This window comes from Methylocystis silviterrae (assembly GCF_013350005.1).
In the GTDB taxonomy this organism is placed as follows: Bacteria; Pseudomonadota; Alphaproteobacteria; order Rhizobiales; family Beijerinckiaceae; genus Methylocystis; species Methylocystis silviterrae.
Genome location: NZ_JABVWW010000014.1, coordinates 1 through 18,604, shown reverse-complemented (window position 1 = coordinate 18,604; position 18,604 = coordinate 1). Strand labels below are relative to the sequence as shown.

Sequence of the window (18,604 nt, the reverse complement as noted above, 5' to 3'; positions counted from 1 at the left end):
GCTCGGAACGGCTACGCTCTTGTGCGTTTGCACAAAGTTTTTTCCGTAGCGCGGCATATGAATGTCGCCGCAAAGGAGCAGCGCCATGAAGATTCGGTTCACCATTGACGATATCGCGGCCGCCCGCGACGCCGGCGCGATTGACGCCGCGTCCTTCGAGCGGCTGTCACAGTTTCTTGCGTCGCGGCGCGCGGCCCTCGCGGAGGCGACGTCCCAAGCGCCGCGCTATGACGTCGTCAACCTGCTTTGGTACGCCGGCGCGCTGATCGTGCTCGGCGCCATGGGCATGTTTTCGACGACGGCCTTTGGCCTTTGGGGCGATAAGGCGCTGCTGGTCACCGCGATCGTCTACGCCGCCATGTTCGCCTTCGCCGGCGCTTATCTCTGGCGTAAGCGCGACCTGCATACGCCCGGCGGGCTGCTCATCGCTTGCGCGGTCGGCATGGCGCCGCTCGCGATCTTCGCGCTGCAGTCGATGTACGACGTCAGTCCGGCGGGGGAGGCGCGCCCCTACCGGGACTTCTACATTTGGATTCAATCCAGCTGGCTTCCCATGGAGCTTGGAACGATCGGCGCGGCGTCTGTCGCGCTGCTCGCCTTTCCCTTTCCGTTCCTCGTCATGATCATCGCCTTCGCGCTTTGGTTCATGTCGATGGATCTGACGCCCTGGCTGATGGGCGTCGCAGAATTTTCATGGGATCAGCGGGCGACGGTGAGCATGTATTTTGGACTCGTCGTTCTCGCCGTGGCCTGGCTCGTCGATCTCAAGCGGTGGCGGAACGGCGATTTCGCTTTCTGGCTGCATCTCTTCGGGCTGCTGGCCTTTTGGGGTGGGCTGACGGCCCAGCACAGCGGCAACGAATTGGGTAAGGCGCTCTACTGCGGCGTCAACGTGGGGCTGATTTTTCTGTCGCTCTTCCTGATGCGCCGCGTCTATGCGGTATTCGGCGCCGTCGGCGTTACGACTTATCTGAGCTATCTCGCCGGCAGCGTTTTCAAGGATTCGATCCTTTTCCCCTTCGCGCTGTCGGGCATCGGCGTTCTGCTCATCGTCTTCGGCCTCTTGTTTCACCGCTACGGCGCCGCCATCGGCGAAACGATCGGCGAATTGTTGCCGGCGCATTTGCGCGGATTGCGCCCGGCGCACGCCCGCGAGCAGGACTCCGCATGAGCGCCTGCCAGTTGGCGGCGCTTTAGCGGGAGTTTCCGTTGATTGCGCTTTAGGCGGCGGCGGATTATATAGGCAAAATCCCAACATGGACGGTCGTTCTGTGGGTCGCTGGCGCCGGGCGGCGCGGCGCCAGACGTCGCCCCCATGCCTGATCAAGGAGTTTGCAGATGGGCAACGCCCCGCTGATGCCGAAGGCCACGGCCGTTTGGCTCGTCGAAAATACATCACTGACGTTCGATCAGATCGCCGATTTCTGCAAACTGCATCCGCTCGAGGTGAAGGGCATCGCCGACGGCGAGGTCGCGGCTGGAATTCGTGGCCATGATCCGATCACCTCCGGGCAGCTGACGCGCGAGGAGATCGAAAAGGCCGAGAAAAACTCGGCCCATCGCCTCCATCTCTCCGTCTCCAAGGTCGTCGTGCCGGAGGTCAAGAAGGCGCGCGGTCCGCGCTATACGCCCCTCTCGCGCCGTCAGGACCGTCCGAACGCGATTCTGTGGCTCGTGCGCAATCATCCGGAGCTGAAGGACGCCCAGGTCATGCGTCTCGTCGGCACCACAAAGACGACGCTGAAGGCGATCCGCGAGCGCACCCACTGGAATTCCGCGGCGCTGACGCCGATGGACCCGGTGACGCTCGGGCTTTGCTCGCAGATTGATCTCGACTTTGAGGTCAATCGCGCGGCGAAGGACAAGCCGGCGACCGTGGAGGATCATGGCCAGACGCTGGTGCCTGCAAGCGTCACCACCAGTCCGCGGCCCGAGCCGTCCACGACCGAGGACGTCTTCGGCAAGGCCAAGCCAGCGGCGCCGCCGGACGACGAAGATAATTTCGACGCCGATCGCGTGTTCGGACGGCTCAAGGACGTCGATTTCGGCGAGTAACGACGCTGGTCTTCGCGCGAGCGCCGATTGATCAACCGGTAGCTCGCGCGTATCTTTCACATAGAGCTTAGCCGCGCGGACGTTACGCATATCGCGCTGGCGAGGTCGCTTTCGCCGTGATCGCATTCTCGCTGGCGAACCTTTGGACTCTCCGGATGACCAACTCGCCTTATGATCGCGACCTCGAACGAAATCCCGCCAATTTCCAGCCGCTGACTCCAATCACCTTTCTGGAGCGCGCCGCAGCCGTCTTTCCCGAACGCATCGCGATCGCGCACGGCCAGCTGCGGCGCAATTATCGCGATTTTTACGCCCGCAGCCTGCGGCTCGCGAGCGCGCTTGAGAAGGCGGGGCTTGGTCGCGGCGACACCGTCTCCGTCATGCTCGCGAACACGCCGGCGATGCTTGAATGCCACTACGCCGTTCCGATGATGGGCGCGGTGCTCAACACGCTGAATACGCGGCTTGACGCTTCGATCCTCGCCTTCACGCTCGACCATGCCGAAACGAAGGCGCTGATCGTCGATCAGGAGTTCTCAGCCGTCATTCGCGAGGCGCTTTCGCTCGCGAAGGCGAGGCCCGTGATCATCGACTACAGCGATCCGGAATATGACGGACCCGGGGAGCGGTTGGGCTCCGTCGAATATGAGGGGTTCCTAAGCTCGGGCGACGCCGATTATCAATGGTCGCCGCCCGGCGACGAATGGGACGCGATCTCGCTCAACTACACCTCCGGAACGACCGGCGATCCGAAAGGCGTCGTCTACCATCATCGCGGCGCCTATCTGACCGCGCTCGGCAATGTGCTCACCGGCGACATGGGCCGCCATCCGGTCTATCTGTGGACGCTGCCGATGTTCCATTGCAACGGCTGGTGCTTCCCCTGGTCGATTTCGGTCAACGCCGGAACCCATGTCTGTCTAAGGCAAGTGCGCGCCGGCCATATCTATGAGCTGATGGCGGAGCACGGCGTCACGCATCTGTGCGGCGCGCCCATCGTCATGTCGACGCTTCTCAATGCGACCGAATCGGAAAAGAAGCCGCTGAAGCGGGCCGCGCGATTCTTTACCGCCGCCGCGCCGCCGCCGCAGGCGGTGCTCGCCGGCATGAAGGCCGCCGGATTCGAAGTCACGCATCTTTACGGACTGACCGAAACCTACGGCCCTGCCGCCGTCAATGAATGGCACGACGACTGGGATTTGCTGGACGGCGCCGCGCAGGCGCAGATGAAGGCGCGTCAAGGCGTGCGCTATCTGGTTCTCGAAAATCTCGATGTGATCGACCCGGACACGATGCAGCCGGTGCCGCGCGACGGCGCGACGATGGGCGAGGTCATGTTCCGCGGCAACGTCGTCATGAAGGGCTATCTGAAGAACAAGAGCGCCTCGGAGAAAGCCTTCCACGGCGGCTGGTTTCATTCAGGCGATCTGGGCGTGCGCCATCCCGACGGATACATCCAGCTGAAAGACCGTTCGAAGGACATCATCATTTCGGGCGGCGAAAATATTTCCTCGATCGAGGTCGAGGACGCGCTGTTTCGCCATCCCAAGGTTCGCGCCGCCGCGGTGGTCGCCGCCCCTGACGACAAATGGGGCGAAACGCCTTGCGCCTTCGTCGAGTTGAAGGATGGCGAACAGGCGAGCGCGGAGGAGCTGATCGACTGGACGCGCCAGCACCTGGCCCATTTCAAATGCCCGCGCCACGTCGTCTTTTGCGAGTTGCCGAAGACCTCGACAGGGAAGATTCGCAAATATGTTCTGCGCGAACGCGCTCGAGAAATCTGGCCGGCGAGCGCGACGACGGCGTCACTTTAAAAGATGCCGAAGGAACGGCCCAAAAAGAGAAGCCAGCAGTCTTTACGACTGCCGGCTTCGCGTCGGGGGCGGAAGGCCGAAACTTTCCGCGCCCCGCTATGTCGCTTGAATCTAGAAGAAGAGTCCGAGGCAGCCGCCAGCCAGAGCGCCGACGACAGCCGCCGCGATCGTGTTCGGAATGCCGCCAAGCGCGACAGAGGCGAGACCGCCGAGGATCACGGCGCCGATGCCAGCGAAGATGTAGGTGTTCGTGGTGATTTCGAGTTCTTTCTGAGCCATCGTTCTTCACTCCTCTTATTTTCGTTCCCTGAGTTGCGCCTTGTCCGCCGGCGCATTCTCATCCCATGGGCGCGTCATTTCGACGCAGGCGGGAGGTTAGCACAAGTTGGCGCTGAGTCAATTGCCCGTGCGACAGGATGTCGCGCATGTAACCGAATGATAGATATAATGGTTCGGTGTTTGATACGATTTTCGTCGCTCAATAGGGAAAAGAAAATTCGATTTCGACCCGCTTCTGCGTCGGATTCGGTCGCGGAGCGCCCGCTTCAATTCGTTTTCGTCGAACACGGACGTTATACCCCCTGCCGATGACAAAAAAGAACGCTGACGTCGATTCCGTCGATCCCGTGGCGCGCAAACCGGATCGCGGTTTGAAAGCCACTCTCTCTCCGCTTCGGCCCTTGCTGCCCTATGCGCTGCGCTACAAGCGAACGATCGTTTTCGCCTTCGTCGCGCTCCTCATGGCGGCGGGCGCGACACTCACCTTGCCGCTCGCCGTGCGCGGGATGATCGACCACGGCTTTTCGGCCGACAGCGCCGGCGCGGTGAACGCCTATTTCGGCGCGATGATCGCGGTCGCCGCGACGCTCGCGATCGCGTCCGGCACACGCTACTATTTCGTCATGACGCTCGGCGAGCATGTGGTCGCCGACCTGCGCGCCGATCTCTTCAAACATCTCACAGTTCTCGACGCCGCCTTCTACGACACGGCGAAGACAGGCGAGCTTCTCTCCCGGCTGACCGCCGACACGACGCAGCTGAAATCCGCCTTTGGCTCATCGGCGTCGGTCGCGCTGCGCAATCTCTTCATGTTCTTCGGCGCAATCGTCATGATGGTGGCGACCAGCCCCAAGCTTGCCGGTATGACGCTCGCGGCCATCCCGATCATCGTTCTGCCGCTCATCGCGTCAGGCCGGGCGGTGCGCCAGCGCTCCCGCTCCGCTCAGGACACGCTCGCGCAGGCTTCCGCCTATGCCGGGGAAAATCTCTCGGCCGTGCGCGCCATGCAGGCGAACGGCGCGCAGGCGTCGACGACGGCGCGATTCACGCGCGCGGTGGTGGCCGCTTATGACGCGGCGCAGGCCGCGACGCTGCTTCGCGCCTTCGTGACCGCCGGAGCCATTCTCGTCGTCTTCACGAGCGTTGTCGGCGTGCTTTGGTTGGGAGCGCAGGACGTGCTCGCTGGACACATGACGTCGGGCGTTCTGTCCCAGTTCGTTCTCTACGCGGTGCTTGGCGCAAGCTCGCTCGGCGAACTCACTCAGACCTGGAGCGAACTCTCCGCGGCCGCCGGCGCGGCGGGCCGCATCGCCGAAATTCTTGCCATTCAACCGCGCATCGTGGCCCCGGCGCGGCCGATGCCGCCGCCCGCGCGCTGGCAGGGACGCATCGCCTTCGATCATGTGCGCTTCGCCTATGCGACGGCGCCGGAGAAGCCTGCCTTGCAGGATTTCTCGCTCGTCGTTGCGCCCGGCGAGCGCGTCGCGCTGGTCGGCCCGTCCGGCGCGGGCAAATCGACAACCTTTGCGTTGCTCCTTCGCTTCTATGACGTCGACTCCGGCTCCATTACTCTGGACGGGGTCGACCTGCGCGATCTTGATCCTGTGGCGCTGCGTAGGGCGATCGCGCTCGCTCCGCAGGATCCGGTGATCTTCGGACTCTCCGTGGCTGAAAATATCGCCTACGGCCGTGACGACGCGTCGAGCGGGAAGATCGTCGCCGCGGCGAAGCGCGCCCAGGCGCACGACTTCATCATGGCGCTGCCGATGGGCTACGACACGCTGCTCGGCGAGCGCGGCGTCACGCTCTCGGGCGGGCAGCGCCAGCGCCTCGCCATCGCGCGCGCAATCCTCGCCGACGCGCCGGTGCTGCTCCTGGACGAAGCCACCTCGGCGCTCGACGCCGAGAACGAGGCTTTGGTGCAGGCGGCGCTGCATGACGTCATGCAGGGGCGCACGAGCCTGGTCATCGCCCATCGTCTGGCGACGGTGTTGGAAGCCGATCGAATCATTGTGATCGACGAAGGCCGCATCGTCGAGCAGGGCACCCACTCGAGCCTGACCGCCGCCGGCGGCCTTTATGCGCGGCTTGCGAAACTGCAGTTCGACACGGACCGCGCCGGCGCCGCCGCCTGAGAGCGCGGATGTCGCTTATTCGCTTGAACGGATGCGCTCGATCGTGGCTTTCAGCAGACGGATCGCCTCGTCCTTATTGGCTTTCAGGAGGTCGACGTCGACGCGTAGACCCTCACGCTCCTCGTGAATGACCTCGGTCATGGACGGCGCCTTTTTGCTAATCGCCTTATATGTGCGGATCGGGCCGCTGACGCCCTTCACATGCAGCGGAGATAGTTCTTCGACTTCGATCGCGTCGCTCACAAGCGTCATCGTCTCATGAGAGATGAGGATCGCGCCCGGCGCGGCCGACTGCTCAAGTCGCGCCGCCACATTCACCTGATGACCGACGATGGTGTAATCCATCCGCTCCTGGCTGCCGAAATCGCCGACGGTGCAATAGCCCGTGTTGACGCCGATGCGGATCTGGAACCTCTGGTCCAAGCCTTGTTCGCGCCATCGGCGCTCCAATTGTCGAGTCATCGCCTGCATGTCGAGGGCCATGAGAATGCACGCCACGGCGTCTTCCTTGACGCCGCGCGTCTCCGGGTCGCCAAAAAAAATCATGACCGCGTCGCCGATATACTTGTCGATGGTGGCGCCATAGGCCAGCGCGAAGTTCGCCATCTCATTGAGGAAATCGTTGAGCATGCGCGTGATGTCTTCGGATTCCAGCCGCTCGGCCATTTCGCTGAAGCCGACGACATCGGAAAAAAAGATGGTCAGTTTCTTCCGCTTCGCTGAAATGGACGCGACGGTTTTGTTCTTGAAAAGCGTGCCGTAGAGCTGGGGCGAAAGATATTTTGAGAGGCGCGCCGACAGTCTCTCGAGTTCCGTATTTCTCTCTTGGAGCGCCTGGGTTCGTTGCGTCACGAGCGCGTCGAGCGTCCGTTCGCGATCGAGAAAGTCGAGCGCCATTTTCTTGAAGACGCGCGCCAATTGTCCCACTTCATCGGTGCGCTCCTCGACATCCGACAATTCGCCGGCCGAAAACGCTCTGCGCTCGACATTATGCGCGGCCTTAGTGATCGCCACGACAGGGGCTGTCTGTTTTCGCGCGATCCAGACCGCCATGCCGCCGCCGAGCAAGGTTGCGGCCAAAGCGATCCCGAGCGCCGTTTCGATCTGCGAGGCGAGCACGCTGTTCAGTCGCGCCGTCGGCATTCTGATCAAAGCGGCGCCGATCGCGCCGCCGCCGTCTTCCGCATCGATCGGGGAGATGACGCTGAGCTTGCCGGCGCTATTCACCGACCGTGGCTTGCCGCTTGCGATAACGGACCGGACAGGCGCCAGCTCCTCGTCCGTCAGCCGATCGCGGCCATTGTTGAGCCGTGCAGCCTTGGGACTGGCGATCAGCTTCGAATCCTTATTGAAAACGAAGATCGCGTCGATTTCGCCGCTGCCCAGAAGGTTGTCGATGGCGCGCGGAAGGCCGATCTGCTCGTCAACTTTCTCAAGAATGCGCGCATCGTAGCCGACCTGCACGATCCGCGGCTTGTCTATGCCGCGCACGCCGACATATTTGTATCGCTCATTGTCGATCTCCCGCTTCCTGGCGTCCTGGACGACCTTGTCCGTCTTGCCGCTCAATAGGTTCCAAAATTCATGCGCCTGGGGCTGCGCCTCGGCGGACGCGCTGAATTGGAAATCCGCGTTGTTGTCGCGGTGAATGTAGGCGTAGCCCTTTTCGTCGGTCACCCAGAACTCGTCGAGAACGGTTTTCTCGGTGATTGCGCTGAGCCGGTTCTTGATCTCGGCCGACGTCATGCCAGCCTTTTCCGCGGCGTCGACAAACTGCGCCAGAAGCTCGGCCGAGACGATCATGTGCTGCGAAAGCATCTGCTCGACTTCGAGCGGAAGTTCACGCGCGAGGCTTGCGCTTCGCGCCAGAAGCCGCGCGACGCTTTCGCCTTCAACTTCGGCTTCGGCGAGCATGGCGCGGTAGTTGGACCAGGAGAGCAGTATCGAGGACATCAGCGTCGCGCCGACGCTTAGCGCAGCGACCAATGCAACCAGGCGCGAAGCAAAGCTAAGTTGAATAAGGCGCATAATCTGCTCGCGTTCGGATCATTCCTTGAAAGCATAGCAAATTTTCTCGGCTGCCGGCCGCGTATACGCCCAACGCGCCCAAGGAAGCGGTGTGCAGCCTGGGGACTCTCCAAACGGAGCGATTCTCGAAGGCTCTGTCCGTCGGCTGTTCAAGGCGAGTTTTCCTGTCATTTGCCTTCGTCCTGAATAATGCTATGAGCACGCGCCAACCCCAGACGGCGCAGGCCGTCAAATTTCCATCCCGCGGCTGACGCGTTTGCTTCGCCGCTCAGAGGAGTTGGCGCCAATGGCCATATCGCCCGTCACGTTGACCGAAGCATTGACCTTCGACGACGTGTTGCTGCGGCCCGGCCATTCGCGGGTAATGCCTTCCGCCGTCGATGTCACGACCCGGCTGACGCGCGAGATCACGCTCAATCTGCCGATCGTTTCGGCCGCGATGGACACCGTCACCGAGGCGCGTCTCGCGATCGCCATGGCGCAGGCGGGCGGCATCGGCGTCATCCACCAGAACCTGTCGCCCGCCGCGCAAGCCGCCGAGGTGCGCAAGGTCAAGCGCTACGAAAGCGGCATGGTGATCGACCCGATCACCATTTTCCCCGACGAAACCCTCGCCGACGCGCTCGCTCTGATGGCGGGCCACGGCATTTCGGGAATTCCGGTCGTCGAGCGCGCCAGCGATGGCGGTAGGGGCAAGCTCGTGGGCATTCTCACCAATCGCGACGTGCGCTTCGCCCAGGATCGCAGCCAATCGGTGGCCGAACTGATGACGAAAAAGCTCATCACTGTCCAAGAAGGCGTGGGGCAGGCGGAGGCGCAGAGGCTGCTTCACGAACATCGCATCGAGAAACTGCTCGTCGTCGACGAGGATTACCGCTGCGTCGGTCTGGTCACCGTCAAGGACATCGAGAAGGCGACGCAGCATCCCTATGCCTGTAAGGATCACGAGGGGCGGCTGCGCGTCGCCGCCGCCTCGACCGTCGGCGACCACGGCTTCGAGCGCGCGCTTCAGCTCATCGACGCCGGCGTCGACTGCGTGGTGATCGACACCGCGCATGGTCATTCGCAGTCAGTGATCGACCAAGTGATGCGGGTCAAGAAGGCGTCGAACAAGGTCTCGATCATCGCCGGCAACATCGCCACCGCCGAAGCGGCCAAGGCGCTGATCGGCGCCGGCGCCGACGCGATCAAGGTCGGCATCGGCCCCGGCTCGATCTGCACGACGCGCATCGTTGCGGGCGTCGGCGTGCCGCAGCTCACCGCGATCATGGAGGCTGCGGACGAAGCGCGCAAAGCCGACGTGCCGGTGATCGGCGACGGCGGCGTCAAATATTCCGGCGACCTCGCCAAGGCGATCGCGGCGGGCGCCGACGTTGTCATGATCGGCTCGCTGTTCGCTGGAACCGAGGAGTCGCCCGGCGAGGTGTTTTTGTATCAGGGCCGCTCGTTCAAGGCCTATCGCGGCATGGGTTCAGTGGGCGCGATGACCGCAGGGTCGGCGACGCGCTATTTCCAGGGCGACGTGAAGGAACAGCTCAAACTTGTTCCAGAGGGCATCGAAGGACAGGTGCCCTATCGTGGCCCGATCGCGCCGATTCTATACCAGCTCGCGGGCGGCCTGCGCGCGGCGATGGGCTATGTGGGCGCGCCGACGGTCAAGGAGTTCCAGGAGCGCGCGCAATTCGTGCGCATCACCAACGCCGGATTGCGCGAGAGCCATGTGCATGACGTCGCGATCACCCGCGAGAGCCCGAACTATCCGACGGGCGTCTAATACGCTGGGCAAAAAAATGGGGCCGCGCAACGGCCCCTAAGAGATGGAAGAAAAGTCGAGGAGGAAACATCGGGGTAAAAGTATCACCTGAGAAGTGAGCGCCAGATAAGCGAACAATGAGAGCATTTGCGCTCGTCTAACTCCTTGTGCCTCTCACTGTTCATAAAAAAACTACGACCAAAATCGCTTCTCCGCGTCATGCGAATTGATGATGACGGCAGTTTTTTTGAAGCGTGGCTCAAGCATTCGCCGAGAGCAGGTTCCGAAAAAGTTGACAGACTTTTTCGATGAGAACCTGCTCCAATATTTTGATTTCCGCTTCCTTCCCGATCACATGAGTCCATGTGATCGGGAAGGAAGCGCTCTGATGGCGCGCCCTTAAGCTGACGTGGGTGAACAGAGGGCCTCGCGAAGGCCCCCAAAATTTAAGCTCAAAAGGGCTGCTGAAAGAGTCGGGCTCAAAAGGCAGGCTGAAAATTGAGCGCGTAGTATCGAACCTCGAGTTACTGAAGCGTCCGCGGCAATTTCGTCCGCCCCCCCGACGTTCGAGAAAACGTTAAGACGAAAGAAAAGGGCCGGCATCATCCAAACGGATGAGGCCGGCCCTCAATTCCTTGCAATCAAATGTATACGCTTATTCGCCCTTTGGCGGGTTGAGCGGGGCGAGTCCGCCCAGGAGCGCGACCACTTCCGCCTGGCGGTTGCATCCGGTTTTCTCCATCACGCCGCGCAGATGCGTGCGCACGGTGTTGCGCGACACGGACTGCTCGGTGGCGATTTCCTCGAGCGTTTTGCCCGCCACGAGGCCGCGCGCGACGCGCGCCTCGGCCGGCGTGAGGTTGTAGAGGGACTGAACCAATTCGATCGCCGGCGCCTGCGGCGAACCCACCGGGGTCATCACCAGAACCGCAGCGCAACGCACGAAAATGTCGCGCGCCGCGCCGCGGATGGGCACCAGATTGGCGATCATCGGGCTTTCGTCTTCGCCAGCCCGGGCGGCGAAGGATTTCGGCGCGCCGACGAGATCGTCGTCGAGCGAGTCCATCGCCTGACGCAGCAGCCCGTCGGCGGAGGCGTCGACGAGCGACACGCGGTCGTGGGCGCGCCAGCGGACGTATTTGTTCAGCGCATTGCTCGGATCATTGGCGGAAATGACGCGTCCGTCCTCGTCAAGCACGAGCGCCGGAAGGCCGATGAGCGCGAAGGTTTTGCCGGCGACGCGAGCGCGCTCGAGTTGCAGACGCGTGGCGAGGAAGGCGGCGCGCGCAAGGTGCGGCCGCAATTCGTCGAGCTTGCGGATGACGGACGGCTCGACCGGTCCGCGGTTATGCGAGCGTTCGAGGCAAATGATGCCGGTGTCGCCGGTGGGCAGCGAGATCGCCGTCGCCGCGCTGAACCCCAGCCCGCGTGGCCGCAGGAAGTCGCTATAGTTGGTGTCGCGCTCAAGCTCCTCCGCCGTATAGACGTCGTCGTCGGTGAGGAATCCGGGATGGCGGCGACTGAACAGCCTGCCGCCGCGCGTGCAGTTGCTCAGCCAGTCGCCGCGCATGAAGTTCTCGACATGTTCGCAAATCGCCGGAGACGCCGTCCAGCGGGAGACTTTTTCGCGCGCCGCGAACAGCACGCCGCCCTGCGCTTCGGCAAGATGCGACAGTTCGTCGAGCACGTCGGGCCACATGTCCGGCGCGAAGGAGCATTCGTAAATACGATCGATGAGTTCCTGAACCATATTCAATATCTCTAGTTGGCGGTCGCGCTAAAGGCGCGTGCGCTTTGAAATAAACCGTATGCAAACGTGCGGCCGGCGAGATGGTTCCCCCACTTGGCCGCGAATTTGGGTCAGTGCTTGCCGGCGTCGATCGCGACTCCCTTGCGCTCCTTATGAATATAAGCGACGAGCGCCGTCATCTTCGGATCGTCGGCCGGAAGCGCGGCCCCCTGCAGCGGATTTCTGATGCACCAGTTCACCATTTCGAACAGCTGCGCGACCTTGCCGAGCTGCTTTTGGAATTTCGGGTAAGTCTCCGGATGGGTGTTGGCGGCGTTGGGATGGCACTGCGCGCAGGCGACGCCGTTCGTGCCGACGGCTCCGCTGGTCCAAAGCTCGCGGCCTTTCTTCGCGACGGAATCAAATTCGCCCTGCCAGCGGTCGACGTCCGTCGTCGTAAATTCGTCGGCGAGCGTTGCCGGCGAAAGCAGCACAGCGCTCAAAACAAGCGCAATCGTGTAGCGGCGCATCGTCATTCTCCTCGGCCTAGAGCAGGTTCCGAAAAAGTTGACAGACTTTTTCGGAACCTGCGCCAACATTTCGATTTTGAGCGATTCCTTATCGATCATGATTCGATGTGATCGGGAAGCGCTCTAGTAATGCAGCTGCGGCGCCTTACGGACGATCGCCTCTTGATATTTCTTGTCGACGGGCTTCCCGAGCCGCGGATCGTAGCCGACGACGCGCTCCTGGTTGTCCCACAGCTGATAGCGCGCGGTGACGCGGCCGGAGTTGACGTCGATCATCTGCCAGCCTGTGGCGTCGCGTTCGAAGAAGGGGTCAGCGCGGTTCATCGGAACCGTCAGCACGGGAACATGCGCGCCGGCTTGCGCATAGGTGTCGGGATATGGCCAGGGCCAGGACGTCGCCATCACCGCATTGAAGGCGATGTTGCCGATCTGATTGTACTGGATCTGGTGCACATGGCCGTAGATCACATTGACGGTCTTGAACGGCTGCAACAGCTCCTGCACCTGCTCGGCGTCGTCGGTCCAGAAATTCCAGCCCTTGTAGATCTTCTGCAGCGGCGAATGCGAGAAGACGATGAGCGGCGTGTCCTTGGACACTTTGCTGAGATCATCCTTGAGCCAGGCGCGCTGCTTTTCGCCGACCATGAACGGCGAACCGTTCGGATTGTCGAGGCCGGCCATCTCGAGCATGCGCTGCTCGGCCGTCGGCCACCGATGAAAAGTCCATTCATCTGTCGTGAGAATCGAATTCAACACGACGAAATGCACGCCCTTGTGATCGAAGCTGTACCACTGCGGACCATAGAGCTTCGACCAATATTCGCCGAGGTCGAGATAATAGTCGTGCTCGCCCATGACGCAGTGGAGCTTGCCCTTCACATGCGAAAGCATCTCGCCGCCGTGGTCGAGCTCCTCCTTCTTGCCGAGCTGCGCGAGATCGCCGCCGAACATGACGAAATCGGCTTCAGGGAGGATGAGATTGGCCTCGGCGACGGCGCGCTTCAGGCCCATGTCCCAGTTGCGCACGAAGCTCGCGCCTTTGATCTGCTGAATGTGCGAATCGGAAATATAAGTGAAACTGAAATCCTCGCGCGTTCCGCCGAAGGCGAGGCGCACCATGGAGATCGGCAGGGTCGTGAGCGTTCCGGCGGCGGCGCCGGCGGCGATCACGCTGCGGCGGGTGATGAGTCTGGTCATTTCTATCCTCCCTCGCGGCTTCGCGCTTTCGTGACGACGCCGCTTGTTTTCGCCTGCGCTTTTCTCGCTGTTATTTTGTCTGCGCCGTCACATAGGCAGGACTCGTCAGCGTCTCCAGGAAGGCGACGAGATCGTCGATCTGCTGATCCTTCAAATCCAGCGGCCGAATGCCGCCGGAGAGATAGGGGTTGACCGGCGCCGGATCGCCGGGGCTCTTCCCGCCCTCGTTGTAATGCTTGACCACGTCTTTGAGCGTTTTGAGCGAGCCGTCATGCATATAAGGTGCGGTCATTGCGATATTGCGCAGCGTCGTGGTCTTGAAGGCGCCGATTTCGTCGAAGGAATTTGTGACGGCGAAGCGGCCGAGTTCGGAGACCTTCGGATCGGCGAGCACCGTCTTGTCGACGGAGGCGCCAGCTGCTTTGGCCTTGAGGAATTCGGCGGCGAGGCGCGGCACGTCGTTTTGGATGCGGTTGATGCCGACGCCGATATTGTGGAATCGATTGTCGGTGAAGAGCGCCTGCGTCTGTTCGATCACATGGCAGGAGACGCAGCGTCCCTGGCCGACATAAAGGTCGAAGCCGCGCTTGGCCTGATCGCTGATGGCGTTGCGGTCGCCGCCGAAATACCATTTGTCGAAAGGCGAATCGCCCGAGATGACCGTGCGCTCGAAGCTCGCGATCGCCTTCTTGACGTCATCCATCGTCACGTCTCGGCCGCTCTTGCCGAACGCCTTCTTGAAGCCCTCGACATAGGCCGGGTCTTCACGAACGATCTTGAGCACCGGCTCGTGATCGGGCAGCCCCATTTCGACGGGGTTGACCATCGGGTGCTGCGACTGATCCTCCAGCGAGATCGAGCGCCCGTCCCAGAACTGCGAGGTGTAATAGGCCGCGTTGATGACCGACGGTGCGTTGCGCGTGCCGGTCAGCTTGTGGTGACCCTCGGAAACCCGCAACGGACTGTCTGTGAAAGCTTTTTTGTCGTTGTGACAGGTCGAGCAGCTCACCGTGCCGTCGATCGAGAAGCGGGCGTCATGGAACAGCTTGTCGCCGAGCGCGACCTTTTCCGGCGACTGCGGATTATCCGCCGGGACGGGGACTTTTGGCAGGCCGAGCGGCTCAGCCATCGCCCAGCCGCCGGCGGCGAGCAGCGCCGCAAGCGGAAGCGCCATAAGCGCCGTCTCAACGGATTTGCGAAACTTAGCAACGCGCGCCATGAGCCCCTCCGCGACCGCTCGGCTTCTCGCCGGCTTTTGTTTTCACGTTAAGTTTGCTCTGCTTTTAGCGGCAGGGCAAGTCATGGCTGTGACGCTCGGCGCAGCCGTCAAAGAACTCGCCGGACAAATATTCCGTCATGGCGAGTAATTATTGTGCATTGCATTAGAGTGGCGCAATAAACCGCACGATCTCCTGCTTGGCCTGTGCTTGCCGTTCCGTTCCAGTGCTACGGTCTTCATGTTGTGTTCATGCTACACTGGATTGTTTTTAAACAGCTCACTCCCCAGGCGCCCTTCCGCCGCCAGCGTGGCTGTGGTAGCTGACGTCCGCAGAGAGGCCTTCCTCGCGGCGCGAAACAGCGCCTCCGCAAATCAACTGCAGGAGTAAGGGATGTATTTGACCAGGTTCGCCGCGCTCGCAGCGACTCTGCTGGCGCCGGCCATGGCCGTCGCGGGCGATTTGCGCGCCGACGCCAATGCGGTCTTCAAGCCGATCGACGCCGCGAGCGTCGCGAGCGTCGTCAAGAATAACGAGATCACGCCCGCCAAGATCGACCTCGGCGGCAAGCTCTTTTTCGATCCGCGACTTTCGAAGAGTCAGATCATCAGCTGCAACAGCTGTCACAATCTCGGAACCGGCGGCGTTGACGCCGGCCCGACGTCGATCGGCCACGGATGGGCGAAAGGACCGCGCCGCGCGCCGACAGTTCTTAACGCCGTGTTCAACGTTGCGCAATTTTGGGACGGGCGCGCCGTCGACCTTAAGGCGCAAGCGAAAGGCCCGGTCCAGGCCGACGTCGAAATGAACAACACGCCGGCGCAGGTCGAAAAGATGCTGAACAGCATTCCGGCCTATGTCGCGGAGTTCAAGGCCGCCTTTCCGGCCGACCCGAAACCGGTGAGCTTCGACAACATGGCGAAAGCCATCGAGGCTTTTGAGGCGACGCTGACGACGCCGAATGCGCCATTCGACAAGTTCCTGAAGGGCGACGTCAACGCGCTCAATGATGTTGAGAAAAAAGGCCTGCGTCTTTTCATCGACAAGGGCTGCGCCGCTTGTCACGGCGGCGTCAACATCGGCGGCAACGGTTATTTCCCATTTGGGGTCGCTCAAAAGCCGGGCGTCGAGATCATGCCCGTCGCCGACAAGGGCCGCTCCAAGGTCACCCATGACGTAGCGGACGACTTCGTCTTCCGCTCTGCGCCGCTGCGCAACGTCGCGTTGCGCGCGCCTTACTTCCACACCGGCTCGGTCTGGACGCTGGAAGAGGCGGTCGACCTGATGGCCAAAGACCAGCTCGGCGAGACTCTCTCCGATCCGGACGTCAAGGCGATCGTCGCATTCCTCGGGACTCTGAATGGCGACCAGCCTAGGGCGGTCTATCCGGTGCTGCCGCCACGCACCAAGGACACGCCGCTTCCGCAGTGATCGGGTTTGAGCGATTGGGCCGCTCAAACTCTTAAAATAGAGGACGGCGCCGTCACAAATTGTGATGTGTCGCCAGTTAGAGTCTCCGCGCGGCGCCGCGCCGCGCGGAGGTCGCCTGTCAATGAAAGCCCTCGGACGATTCGTAATTTCGCTCGCCATTTGTGCGACCGCGACCTGCGCGCACGCCGGGGCGCAGGAACAAGAAAATCCTTTCGCGCGAATCGGCCATATCGTCGTCATTTTCACCGAGAATCGCAGCTTCGATCATGTGTTCGGGCTGTTTCCCGGCGCCGAGGGCGTCAACTCGGCGCAGCACCCGCCACAAGTGGATTTTGATGGACGGCCGACCGCGCTGCCGCGTCCGCGCGCCGACGATCGCTTTCCGCGGCGCTTGCCGAATGCGCCGTTTCGCCTCGAGCCCTTCGTCGACATCGATGGACGCACCATGGACCCGGTCCATGATTTCTATCTCGAGCAGGAGCAGATCGACGGCGGCAAAATGGACCGCTTCGTCGAAGCGTCGAACGCTGGCGCGCTCGTCATGGGCTATTACGACGGTTCAGAGCTCAAGCAGTGGGCGCTCGCCAAGGAATTCACCCTCGCCGACCATTTCTTCCATGCGGCGTTCGGCGGCTCGATGCTCAATCATTTCTTCCTGATCTGCGGTTGCGCGCCGGTCTTCGACAATCCGGTGGAGGCGACCAGAAAGAAATTTCTGCCAAAGCTCGCGACGATCAAGGATTCGCGCGGCGCCGACCTCACGATTCGCGAGCGTGAAGAGGATTCTCCGCCAAGCGTGCTTGATGGTCCGCCGCGGCATAAACGGTTTGGCCGACTGACGATGGACTTGGAGGCGATCGGCACGCTGCAGCCAGGGAACGCCATTTCCAAGCATGACAAGACGGACGCGCAGGAGCGGCTTCCGCCGGCGCACGCGCCGACGATTGGCGACCGGCTGACGGAGAAGAACGTCACTTGGGTTTGGTACGCTGGCGGGTGGCGCGATGTCAGCGAAGGGCGCCTCAAGCCGTACGAGGACAAGCCGGACGCCTTTCAAACCCACCATCAGCCATTCGCTTATTTCGCCAATTACGCCGAAGGTCGAGAAGGCCGCGCCCATCTCAAGGACGCCGACGAGTTCTTCCGGGCGATCGACAAGGGCGAACTGCCGCAGGTCAGCTTCTACAAGCCGCTGGGCGTCTTCAACGGGCACCCGGACTATTCCGATCTCGCGGCCGGCGACGCCCATGTCGGAGACGTCGTCGCGCGGCTGCGCAAGAGCCCGAACTGGGCCGACATGCTGATCGTCGTCACGGCCGACGAAAATGGCGGGTTCTGGGATCACGTCGCCCCGCCGCGCCGCGATCGGTTCGGCCCGGGAGCCCGCGTGCCGACGCTCATCATCTCACCCTTCGCCAAGAAGGGCTTCGTCGACAAGACGGTTTATGACACGCTCTCGGTGTTGCGCACGATCGAGCTCCGTTTCGGCGTTGCGCCGCTTTCGGAGCGCGACGCGAGGGCGACGGATCTGCGCAATGCCCTGGTCGCGCCATGAGTTCCGGTCGATTTCCGCCAGAGAGTCTGTCCAACTGGCGAGGAGGCCGCCACAAACAGCCACGGTAATGCCAAAAAATTGCTGCTGATGGCGCCATGCTGCTTAAGCAGCTGATAAAAAGCGATATTACTCATCGGACCACAGGCGCGTTCGTAGTCCTACCCAACCTATAAGAGTGGTTATGACGCTATCCACTAGGGTTGCATTAGCTATTCGATAGATTGTTTTCCTCTATACTAACGGGTATTGTGATTATTGGGGGTTATTGGAATGTTGCGGCACGCTGAGCTGGGTCTACGGTCTGCTCTTTCAAGGGGGCGGATTGGGGATTTTGGCTTAGGCGGCGACGTCGGTTTTCGTCCGATAACAACAAGCAGCCGGGTTCCGGGGTTTTGGATGATGTGCTCGCCTTTGGGCGGGGATTTTTTCCGAATGATCGGGAAGGCTGCGGCAGACAAGGGCGGTTTTGCGTGTTTTTGAAGAAGACGCGCTTTCGCTTTGCTTTACGAAACGAGGACGAAGCGGCTCCGTTGTGGGAGGCGGAGCGATACCGGTCACGCGCAATTCCCTGGGAGCACATTGGAGGAGAAGGGTATGAGCTCAACGACTGACACAGCAGCCCGCGCTGCTGCTGGCACGGAAGCTGTAGTAGACCTGAAGGGCATGTGGATCGGCTTGGCCGTTCTGAACGGGTTCTATCTGGTCGTTCGCATTTACGAGCAGATTTATGGCTGGCGCGCTGGCCTGGACTCGTTTGCGCCGGAGTTCCAGACATATTGGATGTCGATCCTTTGGACCGAGATTCCGCTTGAGCTGATCTCCGGCATTGGCCTTGCGGGCTTTCTTTGGAAGACGCGCACGCGCGACTTCTCGAACCTGGC

At 61.7% G+C, this 18,604-nt stretch carries 14 protein-coding genes; 8 read left to right on the top strand and 6 right to left on the bottom strand.

Annotated features, from left to right (window positions below; all coding sequences use genetic code 11):
* The first annotated feature begins 85 nt into the window (after positions 1 to 85).
* The 3 genes from HUN39_RS13845 (at position 86) to HUN39_RS13835 (ending at position 3,869) form a co-directional block, all read left to right on the top strand.
* Complete coding sequence (locus tag HUN39_RS13845) at positions 86 to 1,171, top strand: hypothetical protein (protein WP_175095087.1); 1,086 nt, start codon at positions 86 to 88, stop codon at positions 1,169 to 1,171.
* A gap of 167 nt (positions 1,172 to 1,338) precedes the next feature.
* Positions 1,339 to 2,055 carry a DUF1013 domain-containing protein gene (locus HUN39_RS13840; RefSeq protein WP_123176458.1) on the top strand — a complete coding sequence of 239 codons (717 nt, stop codon included), beginning with the start codon at positions 1,339 to 1,341 and terminating at the stop codon, positions 2,053 to 2,055.
* Positions 2,056 to 2,210: 155 nt separating this feature from the next.
* Positions 2,211 to 3,869: an acyl-CoA synthetase gene (locus HUN39_RS13835; protein ID WP_175095086.1), complete on the top strand. Its 1,659-nt coding sequence runs from the start codon at positions 2,211 to 2,213 to the stop codon at positions 3,867 to 3,869.
* 111 nt (positions 3,870 to 3,980) lie between these two features.
* Here HUN39_RS13835 and HUN39_RS13830 read toward each other — a convergent pair whose 3' ends face one another.
* Positions 3,981 to 4,148, bottom strand: a complete 168-nt coding sequence (locus HUN39_RS13830; RefSeq protein ID WP_018408675.1) for a hypothetical protein — start codon at positions 4,146 to 4,148, stop codon at positions 3,981 to 3,983.
* A gap of 308 nt (positions 4,149 to 4,456) precedes the next feature.
* Here HUN39_RS13830 and HUN39_RS13825 point away from each other — a divergent pair, with 308 nt between their 5' ends.
* Entirely contained in the window at positions 4,457 to 6,283 is a 1,827-nt protein-coding gene (locus HUN39_RS13825) for an ABC transporter transmembrane domain-containing protein (RefSeq protein WP_175095085.1), read from the top strand.
* Positions 6,284 to 6,298: 15 nt separating this feature from the next.
* Here HUN39_RS13825 and HUN39_RS13820 read toward each other — a convergent pair whose 3' ends face one another.
* A complete protein-coding gene (locus HUN39_RS13820) occupies positions 6,299 to 8,236 on the bottom strand; it encodes an adenylate/guanylate cyclase domain-containing protein (protein ID WP_232366094.1) in 1,938 nt (645 codons plus the stop codon).
* Between the two features lie 361 nt (positions 8,237 to 8,597).
* Between HUN39_RS13820 and guaB the strand changes: the two genes are divergently transcribed.
* Complete coding sequence (guaB, locus tag HUN39_RS13815; protein ID WP_175095083.1) at positions 8,598 to 10,085, top strand: IMP dehydrogenase; 1,488 nt, start codon at positions 8,598 to 8,600, stop codon at positions 10,083 to 10,085.
* Between the two features lie 634 nt (positions 10,086 to 10,719).
* Here the strand turns inward: guaB and HUN39_RS13810 are convergent.
* From HUN39_RS13810 to HUN39_RS13795, 4 genes are all read right to left on the bottom strand, one after another.
* Complete coding sequence (locus tag HUN39_RS13810) at positions 10,720 to 11,814, bottom strand: helix-turn-helix transcriptional regulator (RefSeq protein ID WP_175095082.1); 1,095 nt, start codon at positions 11,812 to 11,814, stop codon at positions 10,720 to 10,722.
* 110 nt (positions 11,815 to 11,924) lie between these two features.
* A complete protein-coding gene (locus tag HUN39_RS13805; protein ID WP_175095081.1) occupies positions 11,925 to 12,323 on the bottom strand; it encodes a c-type cytochrome in 399 nt (132 codons plus the stop codon).
* Positions 12,324 to 12,446: 123 nt separating this feature from the next.
* Positions 12,447 to 13,520, bottom strand: coding sequence for a metallophosphoesterase family protein (locus HUN39_RS13800; protein ID WP_175095080.1), 1,074 nt, complete (start codon positions 13,518 to 13,520; stop codon positions 12,447 to 12,449).
* Positions 13,521 to 13,590: 70 nt separating this feature from the next.
* The gene (locus HUN39_RS13795; protein WP_175095079.1) at positions 13,591 to 14,739 is read right to left on the bottom strand and encodes a cytochrome-c peroxidase; all 1,149 of its coding nucleotides are present in this window, start codon (positions 14,737 to 14,739) and stop codon (positions 13,591 to 13,593) included.
* 391 nt (positions 14,740 to 15,130) lie between these two features.
* Between HUN39_RS13795 and HUN39_RS13790 the strand changes: the two genes are divergently transcribed.
* From HUN39_RS13790 to HUN39_RS13780, 3 genes are all read left to right on the top strand, one after another.
* Positions 15,131 to 16,168, top strand: a complete 1,038-nt coding sequence (locus HUN39_RS13790; protein ID WP_175095078.1) for a cytochrome-c peroxidase — start codon at positions 15,131 to 15,133, stop codon at positions 16,166 to 16,168.
* A gap of 121 nt (positions 16,169 to 16,289) precedes the next feature.
* Positions 16,290 to 17,723 (top strand): acid phosphatase, encoded by a 1,434-nt coding sequence (acpA, locus tag HUN39_RS13785; protein ID WP_232366093.1) that lies wholly within the window; start codon positions 16,290 to 16,292, stop codon positions 17,721 to 17,723.
* A 663-nt stretch (positions 17,724 to 18,386) separates the two neighbouring features.
* On the top strand, positions 18,387 to 18,604 hold a 218-nt coding region (locus HUN39_RS13780), incomplete at its 3' end, for a methane monooxygenase/ammonia monooxygenase subunit C (RefSeq protein ID WP_456299339.1).

Excerpts from the sequence above, each read along its gene's own strand:
- HUN39_RS13795 (WP_175095079.1), bottom strand. The coding sequence starts at position 14,739 with ATGGCGCGCGTTGCTAAGTTTCGCAAATCCGTTGAGACGGCGCTTATG.
- HUN39_RS13830 (WP_018408675.1), bottom strand. The coding sequence starts at position 4,148 with ATGGCTCAGAAAGAACTCGAAATCACCACGAACACCTACATCTTCGCT.
- HUN39_RS13810 (WP_175095082.1), bottom strand. The coding sequence starts at position 11,814 with ATGGTTCAGGAACTCATCGATCGTATTTACGAATGCTCCTTCGCGCCG.
- HUN39_RS13835 (WP_175095086.1), top strand. The coding sequence starts at position 2,211 with ATGACCAACTCGCCTTATGATCGCGACCTCGAACGAAATCCCGCCAAT.
- HUN39_RS13825 (WP_175095085.1), top strand. The coding sequence starts at position 4,457 with ATGACAAAAAAGAACGCTGACGTCGATTCCGTCGATCCCGTGGCGCGC.
- guaB (WP_175095083.1), top strand. The coding sequence starts at position 8,598 with ATGGCCATATCGCCCGTCACGTTGACCGAAGCATTGACCTTCGACGAC.
- HUN39_RS13845 (WP_175095087.1), top strand. The coding sequence starts at position 86 with ATGAAGATTCGGTTCACCATTGACGATATCGCGGCCGCCCGCGACGCC.
- HUN39_RS13820 (WP_232366094.1), bottom strand. The coding sequence starts at position 8,236 with ATGTCCTCGATACTGCTCTCCTGGTCCAACTACCGCGCCATGCTCGCC.
- HUN39_RS13800 (WP_175095080.1), bottom strand. The coding sequence starts at position 13,520 with ATGACCAGACTCATCACCCGCCGCAGCGTGATCGCCGCCGGCGCCGCC.
- HUN39_RS13790 (WP_175095078.1), top strand. The coding sequence starts at position 15,131 with ATGTATTTGACCAGGTTCGCCGCGCTCGCAGCGACTCTGCTGGCGCCG.
- HUN39_RS13805 (WP_175095081.1), bottom strand. The coding sequence starts at position 12,323 with ATGCGCCGCTACACGATTGCGCTTGTTTTGAGCGCTGTGCTGCTTTCG.
- acpA (WP_232366093.1), top strand. The coding sequence starts at position 16,290 with ATGAAAGCCCTCGGACGATTCGTAATTTCGCTCGCCATTTGTGCGACC.
- HUN39_RS13840 (WP_123176458.1), top strand. The coding sequence starts at position 1,339 with ATGGGCAACGCCCCGCTGATGCCGAAGGCCACGGCCGTTTGGCTCGTC.